Origin of the sequence: Nocardia wallacei, from assembly GCF_029869545.1 — a bacterium.
Taxonomy (GTDB): domain Bacteria; phylum Actinomycetota; class Actinomycetes; order Mycobacteriales; family Mycobacteriaceae; genus Nocardia; species Nocardia wallacei_A.
Genome location: NZ_JARWQD010000054.1, coordinates 1 through 18,934, shown reverse-complemented (window position 1 = coordinate 18,934; position 18,934 = coordinate 1). Strand labels below are relative to the sequence as shown.

General features: G+C 64.4%; 18 protein-coding genes, 1 tRNA gene and 1 pseudogene. 17 read left to right on the top strand and 3 right to left on the bottom strand.

Annotated features, from left to right (window positions below; genetic code table 11):
- Positions 1-152: 152 nt before the first annotated feature.
- From QH290_RS02785 to cysC, 14 genes and pseudogenes are all read left to right on the top strand, one after another.
- A tRNA-Gly gene (locus QH290_RS02785) sits at positions 153-225 on the top strand.
- Positions 192-1,556, top strand: a complete 1,365-nt coding sequence (locus QH290_RS02780; RefSeq protein WP_342213707.1) for a Gfo/Idh/MocA family protein — start codon at positions 192-194, stop codon at positions 1,554-1,556. Before QH290_RS02785 ends, QH290_RS02780 begins: the two co-directional genes overlap by 34 nt.
- A complete protein-coding gene (locus QH290_RS02775; RefSeq protein WP_280381866.1) occupies positions 1,553-2,263 on the top strand; it encodes a hypothetical protein in 711 nt (236 codons plus the stop codon). The genes QH290_RS02780 and QH290_RS02775 overlap by 4 nt, the downstream gene beginning before the upstream one ends.
- A complete protein-coding gene (locus QH290_RS02770; protein ID WP_280265306.1) occupies positions 2,260-3,123 on the top strand; it encodes a sugar phosphate isomerase/epimerase family protein in 864 nt (287 codons plus the stop codon). The genes QH290_RS02775 and QH290_RS02770 overlap by 4 nt, the downstream gene beginning before the upstream one ends.
- Positions 3,120-3,890 (top strand): sulfotransferase, encoded by a 771-nt coding sequence (locus QH290_RS02765; RefSeq protein WP_280265307.1) that lies wholly within the window; start codon positions 3,120-3,122, stop codon positions 3,888-3,890. Before QH290_RS02770 ends, QH290_RS02765 begins: the two co-directional genes overlap by 4 nt.
- 22 nt (positions 3,891-3,912) lie before the next feature.
- The gene (locus tag QH290_RS02760; protein ID WP_280265308.1) at positions 3,913-4,320 is read left to right on the top strand and encodes a VOC family protein; all 408 of its coding nucleotides are present in this window, start codon (positions 3,913-3,915) and stop codon (positions 4,318-4,320) included.
- A 173-nt stretch (positions 4,321-4,493) separates the two neighbouring features.
- Positions 4,494-5,897: an Ldh family oxidoreductase gene (locus QH290_RS02755; RefSeq protein ID WP_280265309.1), complete on the top strand. Its 1,404-nt coding sequence runs from the start codon at positions 4,494-4,496 to the stop codon at positions 5,895-5,897.
- 1 nt (position 5,898) lies between these two features.
- Positions 5,899-6,624 carry a polysaccharide deacetylase family protein gene (locus QH290_RS02750; protein ID WP_280265310.1) on the top strand — a complete coding sequence of 242 codons (726 nt, stop codon included), beginning with the start codon at positions 5,899-5,901 and terminating at the stop codon, positions 6,622-6,624.
- The gene (locus QH290_RS02745) at positions 6,513-7,427 is read left to right on the top strand and encodes a glycosyltransferase family 2 protein (RefSeq protein ID WP_342213706.1); all 915 of its coding nucleotides are present in this window, start codon (positions 6,513-6,515) and stop codon (positions 7,425-7,427) included. Before QH290_RS02750 ends, QH290_RS02745 begins: the two co-directional genes overlap by 112 nt.
- A 52-nt stretch (positions 7,428-7,479) precedes the next feature.
- Positions 7,480-8,799, top strand: coding sequence for a nucleotide sugar dehydrogenase (locus QH290_RS02740; protein WP_280265311.1), 1,320 nt, complete (start codon positions 7,480-7,482; stop codon positions 8,797-8,799).
- A 232-nt stretch (positions 8,800-9,031) separates the two neighbouring features.
- Positions 9,032-10,387: a phenylacetate--CoA ligase family protein gene (locus QH290_RS02735; RefSeq protein ID WP_280381865.1), complete on the top strand. Its 1,356-nt coding sequence runs from the start codon at positions 9,032-9,034 to the stop codon at positions 10,385-10,387.
- Positions 10,380-10,952, top strand: coding sequence for a peptide deformylase (locus QH290_RS02730; RefSeq protein WP_280265313.1), 573 nt, complete (start codon positions 10,380-10,382; stop codon positions 10,950-10,952). The genes QH290_RS02735 and QH290_RS02730 overlap by 8 nt, the downstream gene beginning before the upstream one ends.
- 20 nt (positions 10,953-10,972) lie before the next feature.
- Complete coding sequence (locus QH290_RS02725) at positions 10,973-12,196, top strand: MFS transporter (RefSeq protein ID WP_280381864.1); 1,224 nt, start codon at positions 10,973-10,975, stop codon at positions 12,194-12,196.
- Positions 12,175-12,714: pseudogene (gene cysC / locus QH290_RS02720) on the top strand (adenylyl-sulfate kinase); the annotation flags it as partial. The gene QH290_RS02725 and the pseudogene cysC, both read left to right, overlap by 22 nt.
- A gap of 84 nt (positions 12,715-12,798) precedes the next feature.
- Here the strand turns inward: cysC and QH290_RS02715 are convergent.
- From QH290_RS02715 to QH290_RS02705, 3 genes are read right to left on the bottom strand one after another with little or no spacing between them, the layout of a single operon-like run.
- Positions 12,799-13,584, bottom strand: a complete 786-nt coding sequence (locus QH290_RS02715) for an ATP-binding cassette domain-containing protein (RefSeq protein WP_280265315.1) — start codon at positions 13,582-13,584, stop codon at positions 12,799-12,801.
- Positions 13,581-14,579: an ABC transporter permease gene (locus QH290_RS02710; protein ID WP_280265316.1), complete on the bottom strand. Its 999-nt coding sequence runs from the start codon at positions 14,577-14,579 to the stop codon at positions 13,581-13,583. The genes QH290_RS02715 and QH290_RS02710 overlap by 4 nt, the downstream gene beginning before the upstream one ends.
- Positions 14,580-14,582: 3 nt before the next feature.
- Positions 14,583-15,602 (bottom strand): sugar ABC transporter substrate-binding protein, encoded by a 1,020-nt coding sequence (locus tag QH290_RS02705; protein ID WP_280381863.1) that lies wholly within the window; start codon positions 15,600-15,602, stop codon positions 14,583-14,585.
- Positions 15,603-15,735: 133 nt separating this feature from the next.
- On the opposite strand from QH290_RS02705, the gene QH290_RS02700 reads away from it, so the two are divergent.
- The 3 genes from QH290_RS02700 to QH290_RS02690 all read left to right on the top strand — a co-directional run.
- Positions 15,736-16,779 carry a LacI family DNA-binding transcriptional regulator gene (locus QH290_RS02700; RefSeq protein WP_280381862.1) on the top strand — a complete coding sequence of 348 codons (1,044 nt, stop codon included), beginning with the start codon at positions 15,736-15,738 and terminating at the stop codon, positions 16,777-16,779.
- Positions 16,780-16,921: 142 nt separating this feature from the next.
- Positions 16,922-17,323: an AMP-binding protein gene (locus QH290_RS02695; RefSeq protein ID WP_280265319.1), complete on the top strand. Its 402-nt coding sequence runs from the start codon at positions 16,922-16,924 to the stop codon at positions 17,321-17,323.
- Positions 17,324-18,934, top strand: a 1,611-nt coding sequence (locus QH290_RS02690) for a condensation domain-containing protein (protein ID WP_280381861.1), incomplete at its 3' end; no start/stop codon positions are given.

The following is an 18,934-nucleotide window of genomic DNA, read 5'->3' as shown; positions in this document are numbered from 1 at the left end:
AATGACGCGCACAACTGAACGCAAGCAGCATACTTGCAGCTACCGACAGGCGCGTGAGGAACACTCCGACTCGCCGGGTCTCCCCCTGACATGGGGATTCGTCGTTCCCCGAGGCGATCGGCTATTCTTTTCACTCGTCGCCGAGTGCGAATGCGGATGTAGCGCAGCTGGTAGCGCATCACCTTGCCAAGGTGAGGGTCGCGGGTTCGAATCCCGTCATCCGCTCTCCGAAAAGCCTGGCCGTGCAGCAGTTTCCAGCAGATCTGCCCTGCCGAGGCCGTCCCTCCTCTCCCGCCGTATGGCGATCTCCACAGAGTGGCCATCCTTCTGCTCGCCAACCTTCTGGGATCACAACAGGTTCCGATCGAGTGTGCCGAGTTCGGTGGCACAAACCCGTCAGACGCCCAAACTGCCGGGTGTCCGGACCGGACAGCGAAAGATGGTGCCCGAGCAGGACAATCGCTGGTCTGCGGGCGATCGGAGCCGAGATTTCCCGCGTGATCGAGGTAAATATTCGAGGCAACGTACACAAGGACTGTTTCTTCGAACATGGAGGGTCATTGCCTCGCCGGGAAGCGACGGATCCCAGGGCTGTTCGAGTGGCAGTGGTTGGGTTGGGGAGCGCTGGACAAGGTCATATCGCAGCCATTCGGGACAACCACGAGATGGCGCTGGTGGGGGTCGTCGACGAGGATCCGGCCAAGACATCGAACGCATCGATCCCCGTCTGCTCCTATGACGATGTTCTACGGAATGAAGCCATCGACGTAGTGGCTCTCTGCGTGCCTCCGGGTGGTCGCGCGAGGTTGGTCGCACAGGCTGTGGAGGCAAACAAGCATGTCATGGTCGAAAAGCCACCGGCCACATGTGTTCGCGAGCTGGAGGACCTGGTGACCAAGGCCGCGGCGGCCGACGTCCGCGCCGCGGTCATGTTTCAGCATCGACTGTGCCTGCCGGAGCGCCTGCTCGCGGCAGAACCGCGCGAGCTTGCCCAACGATTCGCCGGCTCGACGGCGAGCCTGGTCGTTTCCCGCCCGCGCCACGAGTCGCACTACACCAGCGGTTGGAGAGCGCGACCGACGTCGTCTTCGGGTGGCGTCACCGCACATCTGGGGGTTCACTATCTGGATCTTGCCTCCCAGATATTGGGACCTGTCGACAGCGCCACGGTGGTCTCCCGAGTGGAGGCAGCTCCGGGCGTGGACACCCAGCTGACAGGCTGGGTTCGGTTTTCGTCCGGCGCGATGCTCGATGTCCTTGTCACCAGCCGATCGCGGTATCGACATGAGCAGCTGATCATCCTCGGATCGACCGATCGGCTGGAGATCCGCGACGGCGCATTCTCCGCCGACCTGGATGGTGAGCGGATTACCCGGCCCGCACGTCCGGCGGCCACACTGCGGTCCGAGGTCTACCGGCGGATGGTCGCGGCAATACGATCCGGCGAGGATATCGGGGTACTTGACCTTGCACGGAGTCGTCCGACCATTTCCGCGCTCAACGGCCTGACCACCGGTGCCCCGGACCAGGTACTCGTATCGGATGGCATCGAATGACTGGCGCCGAGCGGAACATCGGGGTCGGGCTGAGCTCCGGTAGCGCATCCACCGAGTCGGCGTTGGGCCTTGCGGAGGTCACGCTCTCCGCCGGCGGTGCGGGTGTCGATCTCAGGATCGGGAAGGGTCACGGATGGGAGCGTGAGGGAATCTCGCACGGCATCTCGACTCTCACCGACCTGGGGCTGTCTGTCTATTTCTTCGGCATCGGCATGTACCTGGGGAAGCCGGGTATTGGTTTCGACTCGATACCGGCCATGGATCGTGTACCTGTGAAGGTGTTCTGCGTTGAGGAACCGGACAAGCATGTGGTCGCCGAACAGTGCGCCGCCGCTGCCCGGCAGGGCGTCGAGTTGCTGGTGGAAACGCATCTCGGAGGGCCAAACATCCCCCGTCTGATCGAGCTGGCGGAGCAAACCGGAATCGGAATCGTACTCGACCTGCTGGGGCTGGCAGCGATCTCCGACCCAGATCCGGGATTGCTCCGAGGATTGGCCCCTCATATTCGAGCAGGACAGGTGAAGGGTTTCGTCGCGACCGATGACGGGTGGTTGCACCGACCGCTGGTTTCCGCAGACCTGGATCCGATCCGTCAGATCCTTGCATCCGGCGCACCCATTCGCGCCATCACTGTCGAGTCGCGCGCCGGAACCCCTTCTCGGGACATCGCTTTGGTCCACCGTCTGTGCCTGGAGTGTTCCGCATGAAGCTTGCTGTACTGGGTGACGAAATTTCACAGGAGATCGATCTCGTCACGGAGGTGGCCTCAGCCGCAGGAGCGGCGGGTGTCGAGGTCCGATCGGTCTTCGGCCGACCCCCCGGGAAGCTGACCGATTCCCAGCTCCGACAGATCCGCCGGACCTTGAACGACAAGAATCTCACTGTCGCCGGATTCGCACCACCAGCATTCAAATGTCGGCTTCCCGTCACAGACCAGGAGTGTGCAGATGTCGCCGCCGAACTACGCGGATTCATCGCACAGGCCACGGTCCTCGGAGCACCGCATGTACGGATATTCACCTTTTTCAGGAACGGTGAGCCCAACCCGGTACGGGCAGCACACGCCGCTGCGCGGGTGCTCTCCGAGGTTTCTGCCGATATGCCGTTGCTGGTCGAGACGGGAACCCGGACCAACACCCCGACCATGCGCCACACGATCGAATTTCTCGAACATGTGAACCGGCCTGAACTCGGTATCTTGTGGGACCCTGGGAACAGTGTGTTCAGCGGCCGCGACCCTCGGCCGTTCCCGAACGATTACCTGGCTGGCCGGGAACTCATCCGTCATGTCCATGTGAAGGATCCGGACGGTACGGCCGGTTATGTCCGGATCGGAACCGGCGACCTACCGTGGCCGGACATAATTTATCGGCTAGCAGAGGACGGATACAGCGGGTTTCTCAGCCTCGAGACGCATTGGCGGATCGGGCGGGTCTTGTCGGCGCAGGAACGGGACCAACCCTGGGGCGACGCCTTTTCCCGTGCCGGGCAGCAAGCGAGTATCGAGTGCCTGCGTATCCTGCAGCAAATGCTGTGCGGCACCGAGGCGATGGGCCCACGCCCATGAGTCGACCCGTCATCCTCCTCGGCGCTCAACGCTCCGGGACCACCGCGCTCGCTTCGCTGCTGGATGCCGCCTTCGCGGCGACCGGTGGCGTGTTCACGATCAATGGAAAGCTGCCGTACGTTCTCCACCGGTGGGTGACCGATTCAGATCTGAAAGCCCGCCATCTGCGTGCCGACGAGATGATCAGCGCCTTGCGACGTAAGGTCCCATACGGCACGCACAGTGAGCAATGGCTTGCGACAACCGAAACGGTCCTGCGCGACTCGGCGGCGGAGGTGGCCAACGGCCGAGTTCACGACCCGGTGCGGCTGCGACGAGAGGTGATCGAGCGATCGTATGCGGGAGCCACTCGATTCGGCGACAAATACAACGAATATCTGCTGGAACTCGACTTGCTGGCGGAGAGCGTGCCAGAGGCGCACTGGGTGCTCTTGATCCGGCACCCCGAAGCTGTTGCCCGTTCGATGCTGCAGTGGGTCGGCGACCGTCCGTGGCGTCCGGCGGACCGCGAGGCAGCACTGACGAAGTGGGTTGCGTGGCACGAGCCTTGGTTGGCTCATCCACGCACCCGCAACTCCCGACTGTGCACCGTCGTCGAGTACTCGGACCTCTGCGCAGGTTCCGGCGTCGCACGACTCGGCAGCGCCATCGAAATGGACTTGATGTCGTATCGTGAGAATCTCACCGAGAGCACGGGGGCGGGGGACGTACAGAATTTGCCACCTCCGGTGCGCGAGGTGTGGTCCCGGCTGCTCGAACGCACGTAGCTCTGAGAACGAAAGGCTGAAGATGACGGCCCTCCCTTACGACACCACAGCAGCAACGAGCCTGGGGCTCGGTCTTCATCACGTCCAGCTCGCGATCCCGCCGGGCAGCGAGCCGGAGTGCCGCAGGTTCTATGTCGAACTGCTGGGCATGCGAGAAGTACAGAAGCCGGCGGTACTCGCCGCGCGAGGTGGCCTGTGGGTACGCGGTGACCGGCTCGAGATCCATCTGGGTGTCGAACAGGATTTCCGGCCCGCCAGAAAGGCACACCCAGGGATTCTGGTGGATCGCCTCGACGAGCTGGCGGATCGATTGGAAGAGGCAGGTGTCGAGGCGCAGTGGGATAGCGAGTTCCCGGGATTCCGTCGATTCTATTCATTCGACTGTGTCGGCAACAGACTCGAGTTCATGTCGCCGATAATCCAGAATTAGATCACACAAAGTCAACAACAAGGGGAGTTGACAATTCTGCCCTATTGGGCAACAATATAAATTATCGCAGGTGAATCGGTACCGAGACCTACACACTGCGAGCGATCGGTTACGGGGCTGAACCGTAATCGATATTGATCGGGGAGTTTCAATTAGCAGTTGGGGAGTCTGCTTTGCTCGAATTACGTGATGTGGTCTTGGTGTCCGGTCGGCAGGGCCGGGAGAAATTGCTACTGCGTGGCGCTTCGCTTCGCCTCAGGAAATCCGAGATAGCGATGCTTTGCGGTCTGACCGCGTCGGATCGGCGGGCACTTCAGCAGCTGATAACTGGTAAAATACGGCCCAACTACGGTTCGGTCGATGCCGGCGTAGACGTTCTCGTCCGCGACATGGGTGATGTCGCAGATTTCGATGCGAACTCCGCGAGCGCTCTCCAAGACCACACCGTTATTCTGCTGACCAGCGCACAACCGGTAGCCACACCCGGAGTTCGCACTTTCGGTGTGCATGGCGGGGAATTCATACCGGTCGGCGCATCGCCGCAGCCCCGTTCGACCAGGATGGACTCGGCCGAACTGTACGGCCGTATCGAGGCGGAGCTGACGGACGCGGGAACTCCCGCTGAGTCCGCACGCGCCGTGGCACGGGCCTTGGTGGACGCCGACGAACGTGGCCACGCGTCGCACGGTGTGGGTTTGCTCCCGATCTACCTGCACCGGATCGCGGCCGGTGGAATCGTCGCGGACGCACAGCCGATCCTGACGGCAGTCGCTCCGGCAGTGGCATCGATCGATGCTGCCGGCGGGCCGGGGCAGGTTGCGGCGGATCGCGCGGCGCGCTGGTGTGCCGAAACAGCTGCGAGCCGGGGTCTGGCCGCAGTGGCGGTGCACAACAACAATCACGTCGGAATGCTCGCAGCGTATCGACAGCCGTTTCAGGACCACCAGGTCGTCGGATTGCTACTCAATATCTCCGGTCCCTCGGTTGCGGCTCCGGGGGCGCGTAGGGCGACACTCGGAAGCAACGCGATGTGTTTGGTCACGCCCGGCCGACCCGGCGATGAACCATTCTGCCTCGATATGGGAACCGGCGTGGTGGCCGCCGGAAAAATCCGCGATGCTTCGAACCGCGGTGCGTCGGTGCCCGACGGCTGGTTGCAGGACCCCGACGGCCGACCGACCCGTGATCCGGCACAGCTGGATGCCGGTGGATCGATTCCACTGTTCGGTGGCTACAAAGGCCTCTGCACAACGTTGCTCATCGAAATCCTGGCAGGGGCTCTGGCAGGCGGACTGGTGAGTCCACACGTCCGTAAACAACGCAAGCAATCGGACGCGGTGATGCGTTGCTCGCAGCTGTTCGTCGGATTTTCGGTCGAACATTTCTCCGGCATCGGTGATCGACCGGATATTCCCGACCTGGTGCAGACACTACGCCGGGCCGTCGCCAATGGCTACGATTCTTTACCCGAGCAGCCATGGTTTCCCGACCAGGCTGAGCGACGGCACACCGAACTGGTGCGATCCACAGGTATCCCCATTTCTGCATCGGTGCTCGAAGAGCTAGGTTGGAGATAAGGTGAACGTCGTATTTTCGGATCCTCGGATCGGTTCGGCGCCCGGCTGGCCGCTCGTTCTGTATTTCCATCATGTGCGTCCCGATGCTACGCATTACACCGCGTTGAGTCCCGACAATTTCCGGCGCGCCCTGGAGCTGGTTCTGACAGGTTTCGGACCGGCCCTCGAACCGGCGGATATATCTCCCGACTTCGCTCCCCCCGATCACCCCTTTGTGCTCATCACCTTCGACGACGGGTATCTGAACAATCTGACGACCGCTGCGCCAATTCTTGCCGAATTCGACGTGCGAATGGTCTTGTTTTGCATCACCGGAGAATTGGATCGATCGAGCGCACTCGGACAACCGGAGACCGACTTCCTGTCTTGGTCACAAGCGCTGGAGCTGCGTGCACTCGGGCATGTCCTCGGCGCGCATTCCCTTACTCATCCACGGCTTACCGAACTCGCAACCGACACCGTACGCGCGGAGGTGGTCGGTTCGCTGGACGCGGTCGCTGTGCAAACAGCTGTGCCGACAACTGCGTTCGCATACCCATATGGTCTTGTTCCACAGACCTCGGTGCTCGACGCCAACGTGCTCGCCTACGGAACAGTCAAGGCCGCGCCGGTGCCGTGGGATATCGCACCGCACCGAATTCGGCGCACTTACCTGCCGGCACACGAACCGGAATCCTGGTCGATCCTCATCCGGGGTTGGAGGCGGCAGTGGCACGCATCTCGGTGATCATTCCGACCCGAAACAGGCCTGATGATCTGCGACGGTGCCTAGCTGGATTGGAAGAGTGCAGTCAGCGACTGGCGAGCACAACAAACATCCGACTCCACGAGGTTGTCGTCGCCGACGACGCTTCGACACGACCGCATTCGATATCGCCCGCGCACGCAAGTCCACTGCCGGTGATAGTCGTCCGGAACAGGGCGCGACTGGGCGCGGGAGCCAGCCGGGCCCGTGCTGTGGCGGTCGCCTCCGGCGACGTCCTGGCCTTTTTGGACGACGACGCAGTACCACGCGGCGATTGGCTGAGTGTCGCAGGGTCGGTCGGCAACGAAAAGCCAGCGATCAGCGGGCGCGTGCTGCCGTTCGACAGTGGGCTGGTCTCCGCGGCCAGGCAGGCACGCTATGACGCGCGGTACACGGCGCTGTCTGCCGGAGATCCCGTCGGATTCTTTGCCGGCGGCAACAGCGCCATCCTTACTTCGGAGTACGAGTCGATCGGGGGATTTACCCGAGCCGGTGTCGGTGGCGACAACAGCCTCGCCGAGACGCTGGCCGAGCGCGGGCGACCGGTTCGGTTCGAGCCGCAGCTGGTTGTTGCGCACCGAAACGGAAAAGGGTTGTACAGGGCGCTGGTCGATGCACTCTCGAGCGGTCGGGACCATCCGGTGCCGCTCGCACCGCAGCAGGCCTTCCGGCTGGTCACCACCGGCGCCGTCGGTAGTACCCAGCCGGTACGAGCACTCAATTTCCTGCTGGGCACCGTGCATGCGGCGGGAAGAGTGAATCTGCGCACGGGAGGTAGAGCGTGATGGGTTCCGCGGACGGCTGTCGATATCCAGCGAGTCGATTGGTAAGCGCCCGATGAATACACCAATTCTGGATGCCGGCAAGGTGTCGGGGTCGAAAGCGTCAGCCGTTGACCGGACCCGATATCAGCGGGTCGGTGTCATCGGACTCGGCTATGTCGGTCTGCCCCAGGCTCTCGCTTTCACACGCGCAGGATTCCCGGTGTGCGGGGTCGACAACGATCCGAGGATTGGCGAATCGTTGCTCGCCGGTCGCAGCCCCATCGACACCATCGCGGATCAAGAGATCCGTGGTGCTGGCGAATCGCTTCATGTCGCGTTGGATCCCGGGGAACTCCAGACCTGCCACGCAGTGCTCATATGTGTACCAACCCCGCTGGGGGCAGATGGTCGGCCCGATCTCGACCCATTGACCGCGGCCGCCGCTACGGTTGCCGAGAACCTCGTGCCCGGCCAGCTGATCGTAGTCGAGTCGACGGTCCATCCGGGAGCCACGGACGAGATCGTCAGACCGATACTGGAGGTCGGTGGGCTGACTGCGGGACGAGACTTTCACCTCGCATTCGCGCCGGAACGTATCGATCCAGGAAACCGTCAGCACACACTCACGAATACGCCGCGAGTAATCGGTGGATTCACGTCGCAGTGCGCAAGAAGAGCTGCCGATCTGTATGGGCGCGTAATGGAGTCCATTCACATCACTCCGGGATTGAAGGAAGCCGAAGCAGCAAAGATCCTCGAAAATATCTATCGACAGGTGAATTTGGCTCTGGTGCACGAATTCGCGGTGTATTGCGGAGTTGCCGGGATAGATGTCGGCGCCGCCATCGAGGCGGCAGGCACCAAACCTTTCGGTTTTCAGGCGTTCTATCCGGCTGCCGGAGTCGGCGGCCACTGTATACCGGTCGATCCGATGTATTTAGTCGCCGCCGCCCGGCAGGTGGGCTCGCCCATGACTCTCGTCGAACGGGCTCAAGAGATCAATGAAAGTCGGCCTCGACGTCTGGTAGAGGAGTCCGCGCAGTTGCTCGCGGAGAACGGTCGCACACTGTACGGCGCTCGGGTACTGGTACTCGGACTCACCTATAAGCCGAACATAGCGGACGTTCGGAACAGCCCCGCGGTGTCGCTGGTGCGTGAATTGGTTGCCGCCGGAGCGAACGTGACGATTCATGACCCATTCATTTCCGAGCTGGTAGTGGACGATGTCGCGCTGCCCGTCGTACTGGACGTGCAGTCTGCAATCGCCACGGCAGACCTCGTGTTGCTCGCGCAGCGACACGAGAATTATCGGCCGGCGTTGTTGCAAGAAGCTCGCCTTCTGCACATCGCCGACGTTCGAATGAGAGGAGGTGACAAAGAATGGACATCGTGAACGAGGAAGCGACCGCCTGATCGCATTGCTGATCGAGGCTACAAAGGCGTTTTGGGGGGGATTACCCCCCCCCCCCCCCGATATGGAAATGACCAGTTTTTTTTGGTTGGGTTCCAATATATCTCTATCGCCTCCCCGTCCAGGCCCCCCCTTTTCCCTATGGCTTCGGCCTTAAATACGGGGGGGGGGGGCTTAGCCCCCCCAACGGCCGCCTTATCGGAAAGGCCCATTTATGGAGTGGCACGAGAGTATTGACACCCTGACTGACCGGCCGCGTTTCTGGCACAACCAGTCACTGCGTAACTTCGCCGCCGTATCCGAGGGGTGGCGGACCTACGACGACGTGTATCGACGAACAGAGTGGGACTCGGAACGACTACAGGCACTTGTCGACCGACAGCTCCGCGACATCCTCAGCGCGGTCGCGCAGCACGGCACGGCGGAGCAGCGAGCCGTACTCTCCGAGGCAGATATGCGCCGCGCTCCTCACTCCACGCTGAATCTGCTTCCGCCGCTTCGGAAATCGGATCTGATTGAGCGGCCCCACGAGCTGCGCACCGGCCTGGTTCAGCAGGTCGACGTACTGCGGGCTCGAACGTCCGGCACCACCGGTGAGCCGGTGGCGGTCGAGCACGGCGAATCCCACTTGGTCCATGGGTTCGCTGCATCGATGCGAGCCTTCCACGCCTACGGTCTGTCGCCCGGGTTCCGTACCTTACGGATCACGTGTGACCCACGGCACGAGCTGGTGCATTTCAGCGCCGATGCCACGACCTGGACACGGTTGCGGATCAATCTGTCGAAAATCGACAGCGGAAACGCCGGTTACATCGAGCGTCTCGTTGCCGATTTCCGTCCGGATGTGCTGTGGGGACAGCCGATGGAGCTCCTGGTGCTGGCCGGAAGAGTGCGTTCGGGAGAGCTTGAAATTTCGACGCCCGAACTGGTCTTCACACATGGCGATACGATCGATGCCCAAACCCGCCGCGCGTTTGCCGTCGCATTCGACGCTCCGCATCGTGATGTTTTCGGTCTCCAGGAGTTCGGCCAGGTCGCCTGGGAGTGTCCCGTGGAGCCTCAGACATACCATGTGAACGAGGAGCGCGTCCATATCGGCACCGACGGCGATGGCGCGCTGCTTCTGACCAATCTGGTAAACCGCGCAATGCTGCTTGTGAGATATCGGCCGGAGGATCGGGCCGAGTTGATCGACGGAGCGTGCCGGTGCGGACGAGCACTGCGTCGGCTGCGCGGATTGGAAGGACGTCAGCGCGGGTTCATAGCGGACCGTGACAGAGTGCCGGTGAACGTGAAACCTGTGCAGCTGTATCTGGAGTCTCTTCCGCTATTGCGATGGCAGGTGCGACAGACTGAGCCGGGCTCGATCGAAGTGCTGGTGGTCCCCCGTGATTCGACTTGTGATGTCAATCGAAATCATATCGCGGCGTCGATGAATCTTGCCGACGTAAAGGTGCGCGAGGTAGAGCTCGAGGAGCTGCTCACCAGGTCCGGGAAGTCGATTCGATTCGATCTTTGCATCAATCAGCAGAATCTTGCCCGCCAATTGACCGGACCGGCCGATGAGTGAGCCGATCGGCGGCATCGCCCGCATCGGGCATCCGATTCTTCGGCGACTGAGTGCTTCCGTTGGGGCTGACGGCTTGGAAAAGTTCGATCTCGACGAACTCTCTCGCTGCCTCTCCGCCGTTCTACACCGATACCGAGCGGACGGCACGGCCGCACCGCTGGTAGGCACAGCGGTTCGAGTGATCGCTGTCGATCCCGCAAACATGTGCCAGGTACGCCGGCTGTCCGGCGTGGAGTCCGGCGTGCTCGTGCATTACGACCCCGAACTGACGCCGCTGGCCGCCGAAACCGTGCTGGATTACGAGGCTTGTCTGTGCATACCCGGCGTCGTCGGCGCTGTGGCCCGCCCGTCGAGTATTCATTACCGGGCAACGACCGGTGACGGCGAGCAAGTGGACTGGGAGTTACATGGCCGAGCGGCGCGAGTTGTCGCCCATCAGGTGGATCACCTCGATGGGGTTCTCTTTCTCGATCGCGCCGAACCACGCAGCCTCTGTACACCACGCGCATTGCGCACACTCTATCTGAAAAATATCGAGACGGCGCGCGCGGCATTGGAGTTCTAGTGATACGAACAGTACTCGCGATGAAGGGTTCGGCTCGGGTGCTCGTGCTCGCCGCGATGGTGAACTCGATGGGTACCGGCTTGTTTCTCGCCGGCGCTGTACTGATTTACACATCCTACCTGAATATTCCGCTCGCGGTGGTGGGCAGTGGGCTGGCAGTCGCGGCCGTGGTCGGCATGGTCGGCAGTGTTCCCCTGGCCCGCCAGGCGGATCGTTTCGGGGCAGTACGCACCCTCTCCGCCCTCTATCTGGGGCTGGGTGTCATCTATTCCACATACCTACTCATAGATACGATGCTCAGTTTCGTGGTCGCCGTTTCAGCAGCGACAGTAATGATTCGAGCGGTGCCGCCGATAAATCAGGCGGTTGCGGGGGCAATAGTCAATGGCGTCGACCGATCAACGACCCTGGCGACGATGCGTGCCACCCGCAATGCAGGGTCGATGGTGGGGTCGGCGACGGCCGGGCTCGTCATAGCAGTTGCGGGCACAAACGGGTACCTGATCATGTTGTTAGGGAACAGCGTGTCGTACCTGATCTGCGGTGTGCTGATTTTCCGCCTACGGAAACTGGAGGTACCGGCGCCGAAGGCAACCGCCCCCGTCACTCCCGCGCTACGCAACGTGCGGTACTTGATGCTCGGCCTGGCGAATGGCGCTCTCGGCCTACACGCGACGATGATGATAATCGCGTTGCCTTTGTGGGTCGCTATGCGTTCCGACGTCCCAAAGGCCTTCATTCCCGGAATCATCACGGTGGGCGCTCTATTGGTGGTGATTCTACAGGTCCCACTGAGCCGGAAAATCGACGCCATCGCACCCGCACGATCCGCGGTGACGAAAGCGACTATCGCCTTGTCCGTGTCGTGCGTGTTGACTGCATTGTTGGCCGGAGCGAACGGCCCGGTGCTCGGGACGGCGCTCTTGCTGACAACGATCACGACACTTACTCTTGGCGAGATTTACCAGACCTCGTCCGCCTGGGTCGTATCCCACGACCTTGCGCCGGAGTGCCGACGGTCCGAATATATCGCCACATTCTCGCTGGGCAACTCGCTGCAGCAGATCGTCGGTCCGCCGCTGTTCACGGTTGTCATCATCGAGGCGGGAGACATCGGATGGTTGTTGTTGGCCGTGGGATTCGCCGTTGCGGGAACCATCTACCGATACGGCCTATCACGACTGGCGCCCACGACTCAGACGGTGCGATCAGCGGAGTCGGCACACGAGAGCGAGAAGGCGTGAAGGGAGCCACAATTTGGTTCACCGGCCTGTCTGGCGCCGGGAAGACCTCGATCGCAAGGGAAGTCTCCAGACGATTGCTCCTGCGAGGCCGTCCTGCTTACCTGTTGGACGGTGACAACCTCAGACAGGGCTTGAACGCCGATCTGGGGTTCACATTCGAGGATCGTCGCGAGAGCACAAGACGAACCGGCGAGGTGGCTGCCCTGTTCGCCGATGCGGGAACGATCGCCCTGGTAGCGCACATCAGCCCTTTCGAAGCGGAGCGCAAGCTGGTGCGGGCAAGGCACGTCGACGCACTGATTCCCTTCCACGAGATATTCGTCGACACCCCGTTGGCCGTGTGCGAAGAGCGGGATCCGAAGGGGCTCTACAAGTTGGCACGACAGGGGCGACTGCAGAAGTTCACCGGAATAGACTCACCGTATGAACGCCCGTCGGCACCGGAACTGAGGGTCGAGCCAGGCGACGGCTCGGTCGAGGAAATCGCCGAGGCTGTGCTGCGGAAGCTCGACTTGTGAGGCCGCGCCCGAGTCGGCGATACGTCTCTCCGGCGTGGTGACCCATCCGGAATCGCGGGCCAGGCGGCGCGGGCGTCCACCCGCTCAGCTGCCGACGCGGTGGTCGTCGACCTCTTCTCCGGCCATGGCGCCGGTCATGATTGCGACGGCGTCGGACATGGTGAATTCGTGGGGGCGGATCACCGCCACGCGACGGCCGAGGCGCTGGATGTGCACGCGGTCGGCGATGTCGAAGACATTGGGCATGTTGTGGCTGATCACGATCACGGCCAGGCCGCGGTCGCGCACCTGGCGGATGAGGTCGAGCACCATGCCGGTCTCCTTCACCCCCAGCGCCGCGGTCGGCTCGTCCATGATCACCACGTGCCGGGCGAAGGCCGCGCTGCGCGCCACCGCCACGCCCTGTCGCTGACCGCCGGACAGCGTCTCGACGGTCTGCTTCATCGATCGGATGCCGATCTTCAGATTTGCCATGTGCTGCTGGGATTCTCGGAGCATCCGGTCCTTGTCGACCATGCGGAACACCGAGCCGAGCAGGCCGCGGCGGCGCACCTCCCGGCCCAGGAACAGATTGTCGGCGATATCGAGCGCGGGCGCGACGGCCAGGTCCTGATACACGGTTTCGATCCCGGCCCGGCGCGCGTCGATCGGGCGACGGAAGCGCACCCGCGCGCCGTCGAGGTAGATCTCCCCCGCGTCGGGGATCAGCGCACCCGACAGCGCCTTGATCAGCGTGGACTTCCCCGCGCCGTTGTCGCCGATCACGGCCAGGATCTCGTTGGGGTACAGGTCGAAATCGGCGCCGTCCAGCGCGGTGACGTGGCCGTAGCGCTTCACCAGGCCCTTGGCCTGCAGCACCGGGTCGCTCATCGCTGCCTCCCGCGGTTGAACTGATCGATGGCCACCGCCGCGATCACCAGCACGCCGGTGATCAGGGTCTGGTAGATCGACGCAACGCCCATGAGCTGCAACCCGTTTCGGATGATCCCGACGATCATGGCGCCCAGCAGCGTGCCGATCACGCTGCCGCGCCCGCCGAACAGGCTGGTGCCGCCCAGCACCACCGCGGTGATCGAGTCGAGGTTGTCGGTCTGCCCGGTGTTCGGGTCGCCGACGCCGGTGCGCGCCACCAGCAGCAGCGCCGCCAGCCCGTAGATCAGGCCCGCCGCGGTGTAGACGCCGAGAAGCACACGGCGCGTGTCGATTCCGGTCAGCCGCGCGGCCTCCGGATTGTTGCCGACGGCGTAGACGTGCCGCCCCGCCGCGGTCTGGCGCAGCACGTACCAGGCGACCGCGAACAGGATCAGCATCGCCACCGAGCCGTAGGTGATGTCGGTATCGCCCACGGGGAAGGTCTTACCCAGGTAGGTCAGCGTGTCCGGGAGCCCGGAGATCGTCTGCTCCTGCGAGTAGATGTGGGTGAGCGCGAACGCGATCCCGTACATGCCGAGGGTGACGATGAACGGCGGCAGCCGCAGAAAACTCACCAAAGAGCCGTTCAGCAAACCGAATCCGGCCGTCAGCGCCAGGCCGAGCGCGATCGCCAGCAGCGGCGGCACCCCGGAATCGACGGCCAGCTTCGTGATGACGATATTCCCCAGCGCCATCACCGCCCCGTTGGACAGATCGATTCCGGCGGTGAGGATGATCAGCGTCTGGCCGATCGCCAGCGTGCCCACCACCATCACCTGCTGCACGATCAGCGAGAAATTGCCGCCGGTGAGGAAGCGATCGGACTGCGAGGCGAAGAAGACCACGGCGATGACGATCGCCGCGATCGGCCCGAAGCTGGGCAGCGCGATCAGTCGGGCGAGGACCGACATCGGCTGCGTCGGAGGCGTTTTCGAGGACGTGGCGGTCGTCATGGATCACCCCCAGCAGTTGTCGAGCCCGTACGGCACATCCTTGGAATCCACGCCCGCTTGCGGTTTCGCGGTGATCAAGTTGACGCCCGTATCGGTGTAGCCCTCGGACTTCCTGCCGTTCTTGGCGTAGTCGACCACCGCCTTCACGCCCTCGCTGGCCATCTTCAACGGGTACTGCTGGGAGGTGGCCGCGATCTTGCCGTCCTTGACCGCCTGCACACCGCTGCAGCCGCCGTCGACGGAGACGATCAGCGCGTTGTTCTCCTTGCCCGCGGTCTTCAGCGCGGTGTAGGCGCCCAGCGCGGACGGCTCGTTGATGGTGTAGACGACGGTGATGTCCGGATCCTTCTGCAGGCAGGTCTCCATCGCCGTCTGCGCCTTGGACTGGTCGCCCTGGGCGGGCTGGGCGCACACCACATTCGGCGCGCTCACGTCCTGGCGCATCTCCTGGGTCGCCTGCGCCGCACCGAAGCCGGACAGAAATCCGTTGTGCCGCAGGACGCCGACGGTGACGCCCGGGTTCAGGTCGATCATCGCGATCTTGGCCGGTTTGTCGCCCTGAACGGCCTTGGCGTACTTACCGATCAGCTGTCCGGCGGTGAAGTTGTTGGTGGCGAACAGGGCGTCGACCGCGCTCTGCGGGTCGGTCGGGGTATCGAGCGCGATCACCTCGACGTCCTTGGCGCGGGCCTTCTCGATGGCCGGGACGATCGCCTTGGTATCGCTGGCGGCGATGAGGATGCCCTTGGCGCCCGCGGCGACCATGTTCTCGATCGCGGTCACCTGGCTGGCATTGTCGCCGTCGAATTTCCCTGCGGCCGTGAGCAGTTCGACACCCGCGGCGTCGGCCTCCTGCTGCGCGCCCTCCTTCATCTTGACGAAGAACGGGTTGGTGTCGGTCTTGGTGATCAGCCCGACCGTGATCTTGCCGTCGTCCGCACCGCTGCCGCAGGCGGTGGCGGCGACGGCGAGACAGGCGGCGGACAGGGCGGCGAGGGCGATGCGGACGGCACGAGGGGACATCGTTGTGCTCCTGCGGTACTGCGTATGACAACGTTGTCACGACGATAGAGCGTGATCCAGCTCACGTCCAGAGAATCGCTCTAAGATGTTCGGCGAGAAGGCGTTTGCGGGGTGTTAGGCGAAAATGGTTGCGATGTCAGCGTTGTCAGGCCCGGGTGCGCCGCGCCGCGGTGCCACCATGCGCGAGGTCGCCGCGCTCGCCGGGGTGAGCATCAAGACAGTGTCGCGGGTGGTGCGCGGCGAGGGTGGGGTTTCGCCGGAATTGACCGCGCGGGTCGCCGAGGCCGCGACCATGCTCGACTACCGGCACAATCTGGCCGCCAGCACGCTGCGCGGGCACGGGCAGAAGACGGCGGCGATCGGCCTGCTGCTGATGGATGTCGCCAACCCGTACGCCGCGGCGCTGCACCGCGCGGTCGAGGACTTCGCCCACCGCCGTGGCACTCTCGTCTTCGCGGTGAGCACCGACGAGGATCCGGTCCGGCAGCGCGAGGTGCTCGATGCGCTGCTGTCGCGCCGGGTCGACGGACTGATCGTGATGCCGGTCGGCACCGACCACGGCCTGCTGCTGCGCGAGCGGCAACGCGGCACACCCATCGTCTTCGTCGACCGCAGCCCCGCCGCCGCCGAGATCGACAGCGTCACGGTGGACAACCGCGACGGTGCCCGCCGCGCCGTCGAACACCTCGCCGCGCACGGCCATCGCCGCATCGCCTATCTCGGTGACCTGCAGACGATCTGGACGGCAGCCGAACGCCACGCCGGATATGTCGAGGGGCTGGCGCGCACGGGCGTCACGCTCGACCCCGGGCTCGTCCGGACCGACCTGCACTCCCCCGCGGCCGCCGAATCCGCCACCGAGGCGCTGTTGTCGGGGCCCGGCCGCCCCACCGCGCTGTTCAGCGCCCAGAACATGATCACCCTCGGCGCCCTGCGCGCCATCCAGAAACACGGCCTGCACAACGAGATCGCGCTCATCGGTTTCGATGATCTCCCCCTCGCCGAGCTGCTCCACCCCGCACTCACCGCCGTCGCCCAGGACCCCGCCGCCATCGGCCGCACCGCGGCGGAAATCTTGTTCACCCGCCTGGACGGCAAGGCATTTCAGGTCCGGCACGAAGTGATCCCCACCCGCCTGCTGGTGCGCGGTTCCGGCGAAATCGCCCCCGCCGACTGACGGTCCCGGCAACACCAAGGGTGGGAATCGCTCACCCCCGGGGAGGCGCACGCGCAGCACTGAGGTGTCTGTCGGTCGGTATCCGAAGCGCCGAGAGTGGACTGTGTCCCGATCACACGAGCCATCCGAGGGGATCGAATCCATGCGGAACCACAGCGAACCGGCGACCGTCGCCGTCACGACCGACGACTGCGAACTGACCTGGGCGGACCTGGATCGCTGGTCGAACCGGCTGGCGCGGCTGCTGCTCCAGCACGGTGCCCGGCCCGGCCACCGGATCGCGATCGCCGTCACCGTGCCGATGGAGGCCGCCGTCACCCGCGCGGCCATCGCGAAGGTGGGCGCGATCCCCGTCCCGGTCGAGGACGAAATGCCCTATACCCGGATCGATCTGGGGGTCACGATCAGGGCGGAGCGCGACGGTCTGGACAACTCGATCGGCTGGCTGGTGCTCGACGACCGCACGACGCTGGTGGGTTATCTCACCGGTTCGGACGCACCGCTCGCGCACGCCGAATGCCAGCCGGCGAAACAGGCTGCCTGAATGCCCATGACTCAGCGCTCGGAAACGGCGCCCACCGGTTCGCGCCCGCCCACCGGAGCCTTCCCCCTGTCTGCCGCCCAGCGCGGAATCTGGTTCGCCCAGCACTTCTCCGGCGCGACTCCGATCTCCATCGCCCAGTTCGTCGAGTTCGAAGGGGCGGTCGACGTCGACGCGCTCGCCGCGGCGGCACGGCAGGCCGGACGCGAGTTCGGCACCGGCTACCTGCGGTTGATCGAGGTCGACGGGATGCCGTACCAGGTGGTCGACACCGAGCTGGACGACCACATCAAAACCGTCGATCTGCGTGGGGAATCCGATCCCGAGGCGGCGGCGCGGGCCTGGATGCGCGCGGAGTACTCCGGGCCGCTGGACCTGCTGACGGACCGGCTCGTGCAGGTCGTCATGCTGCGCATCGGCGAGGACCGCTGGTTCTGGTATTCGCGGTTGCATCACATCGTGCTCGACGGTGTCGGCGCGCTCACGATGATGCAGCGCACCTCCGAGATCTACAACCACACGGTGTCCGGCCGCGAGATTCCGCCCGGCCGGGCCGAGCACCTGCGCCGGATCGTCGACGACGATCTGGCCTACCGGGACTCGGATCGGCTGCGGACCGACCGGGAGTACTGGCGCGAGCACCTGGCCGGTATGGCGCAGCCGGTCACCCTGGCCGGGCGGGCGGCCGCCGTCGACGCCCAGCCGAATCTGGTCAGCGGCGAATTACCCACCGCGACGGCGCAATTGCTCGAGGTCGTCGCCGAGCGGCAGCAGTCGAGCGCGGCGCCGATCATCGTCGCCGCGTTCGGCGCCTACCTCGCCGCCATGACCGGTGCGCCGGAAGTCGTGCTGGGCCTGCCGGTGTCCGGGCGCACCACGGCGACGCTGCGGCGCTCGGGCGGCATGGTCGCCAACGTGGTGCCGCTGCGGCTGCGGCTGGATCCCACGCGGACGGTGGGCGACCTGATCCGCGCCACCCAGGCGGAGCTCACCGGGGCGCTGCGACGGCAGCGGTACCGGCAGGAGGACATCGTCCGGGATCTCGGCTGGGCGATGGACGAGGTCACCTCGTTCGGGCCGACGGTGAATCTGATGATGGTGGACAGCCGGATTCGGCTCGGCGAGGTCACCGGGCGGCTGCACGTGCTGACCTCGGGCCTGATCGACGATCTGTTCGTCAATGTGTATCCGGGTGTCGGCGGCGAGAGCACCCACATCGACTTCCAGGCCAATCCGAACCTGTACGGCGAGCGTGAACTGACCGCCCAGCACGGGCGCTTCCTGACGTTCCTGTCCCGATTCCTCACCGCGGGACCGGATACCGCGCTGGCGTCGGTCCCGGTCATCTCGGACGCCGAACGGGCCGAGCTGGTTCCGGCCCGCGGGCCCGAAGACGCGGAGCCGCGCACGCTGCCCGACATCCTGGCCGCGGGCGCGCGGCTGCGCCCCGACGCCATCGCCCTGCGCGCGCAGCAGCGGGCCCTGTCCTACCGTGAACTCACCGAGTATGCCGCCCGGGTCGCCCCCGGGGTCATCGCCCCGGGCGCGGGGCCCGCACGGGCGGGGGGGGTAGCGCTACCACGGGGCTCGGGGGCCGGGGTGGGGGTGTGGGGG

Bases quoted from the DNA above. Each gene is read 5' to 3' on its own strand.
- QH290_RS02715 (WP_280265315.1), bottom strand. From the start codon at position 13,584: ATGAGCGACCCGGTGCTGCAGGCCAAGGGCCTGGTGAAGCGCTACGGC.
- QH290_RS02710 (WP_280265316.1), bottom strand. From the start codon at position 14,579: ATGACGACCGCCACGTCCTCGAAAACGCCTCCGACGCAGCCGATGTCG.
- QH290_RS02760 (WP_280265308.1), top strand. From the start codon at position 3,913: ATGACGGCCCTCCCTTACGACACCACAGCAGCAACGAGCCTGGGGCTC.
- QH290_RS02700 (WP_280381862.1), top strand. From the start codon at position 15,736: ATGTCAGCGTTGTCAGGCCCGGGTGCGCCGCGCCGCGGTGCCACCATG.
- QH290_RS02740 (WP_280265311.1), top strand. From the start codon at position 7,480: ATGAATACACCAATTCTGGATGCCGGCAAGGTGTCGGGGTCGAAAGCG.
- QH290_RS02695 (WP_280265319.1), top strand. From the start codon at position 16,922: ATGCGGAACCACAGCGAACCGGCGACCGTCGCCGTCACGACCGACGAC.
- QH290_RS02770 (WP_280265306.1), top strand. From the start codon at position 2,260: ATGAAGCTTGCTGTACTGGGTGACGAAATTTCACAGGAGATCGATCTC.
- QH290_RS02705 (WP_280381863.1), bottom strand. From the start codon at position 15,602: ATGTCCCCTCGTGCCGTCCGCATCGCCCTCGCCGCCCTGTCCGCCGCC.
- QH290_RS02725 (WP_280381864.1), top strand. From the start codon at position 10,973: ATGAAGGGTTCGGCTCGGGTGCTCGTGCTCGCCGCGATGGTGAACTCG.
- QH290_RS02735 (WP_280381865.1), top strand. From the start codon at position 9,032: ATGGAGTGGCACGAGAGTATTGACACCCTGACTGACCGGCCGCGTTTC.
- QH290_RS02730 (WP_280265313.1), top strand. From the start codon at position 10,380: ATGAGTGAGCCGATCGGCGGCATCGCCCGCATCGGGCATCCGATTCTT.
- QH290_RS02765 (WP_280265307.1), top strand. From the start codon at position 3,120: ATGAGTCGACCCGTCATCCTCCTCGGCGCTCAACGCTCCGGGACCACC.
- QH290_RS02775 (WP_280381866.1), top strand. From the start codon at position 1,553: ATGACTGGCGCCGAGCGGAACATCGGGGTCGGGCTGAGCTCCGGTAGC.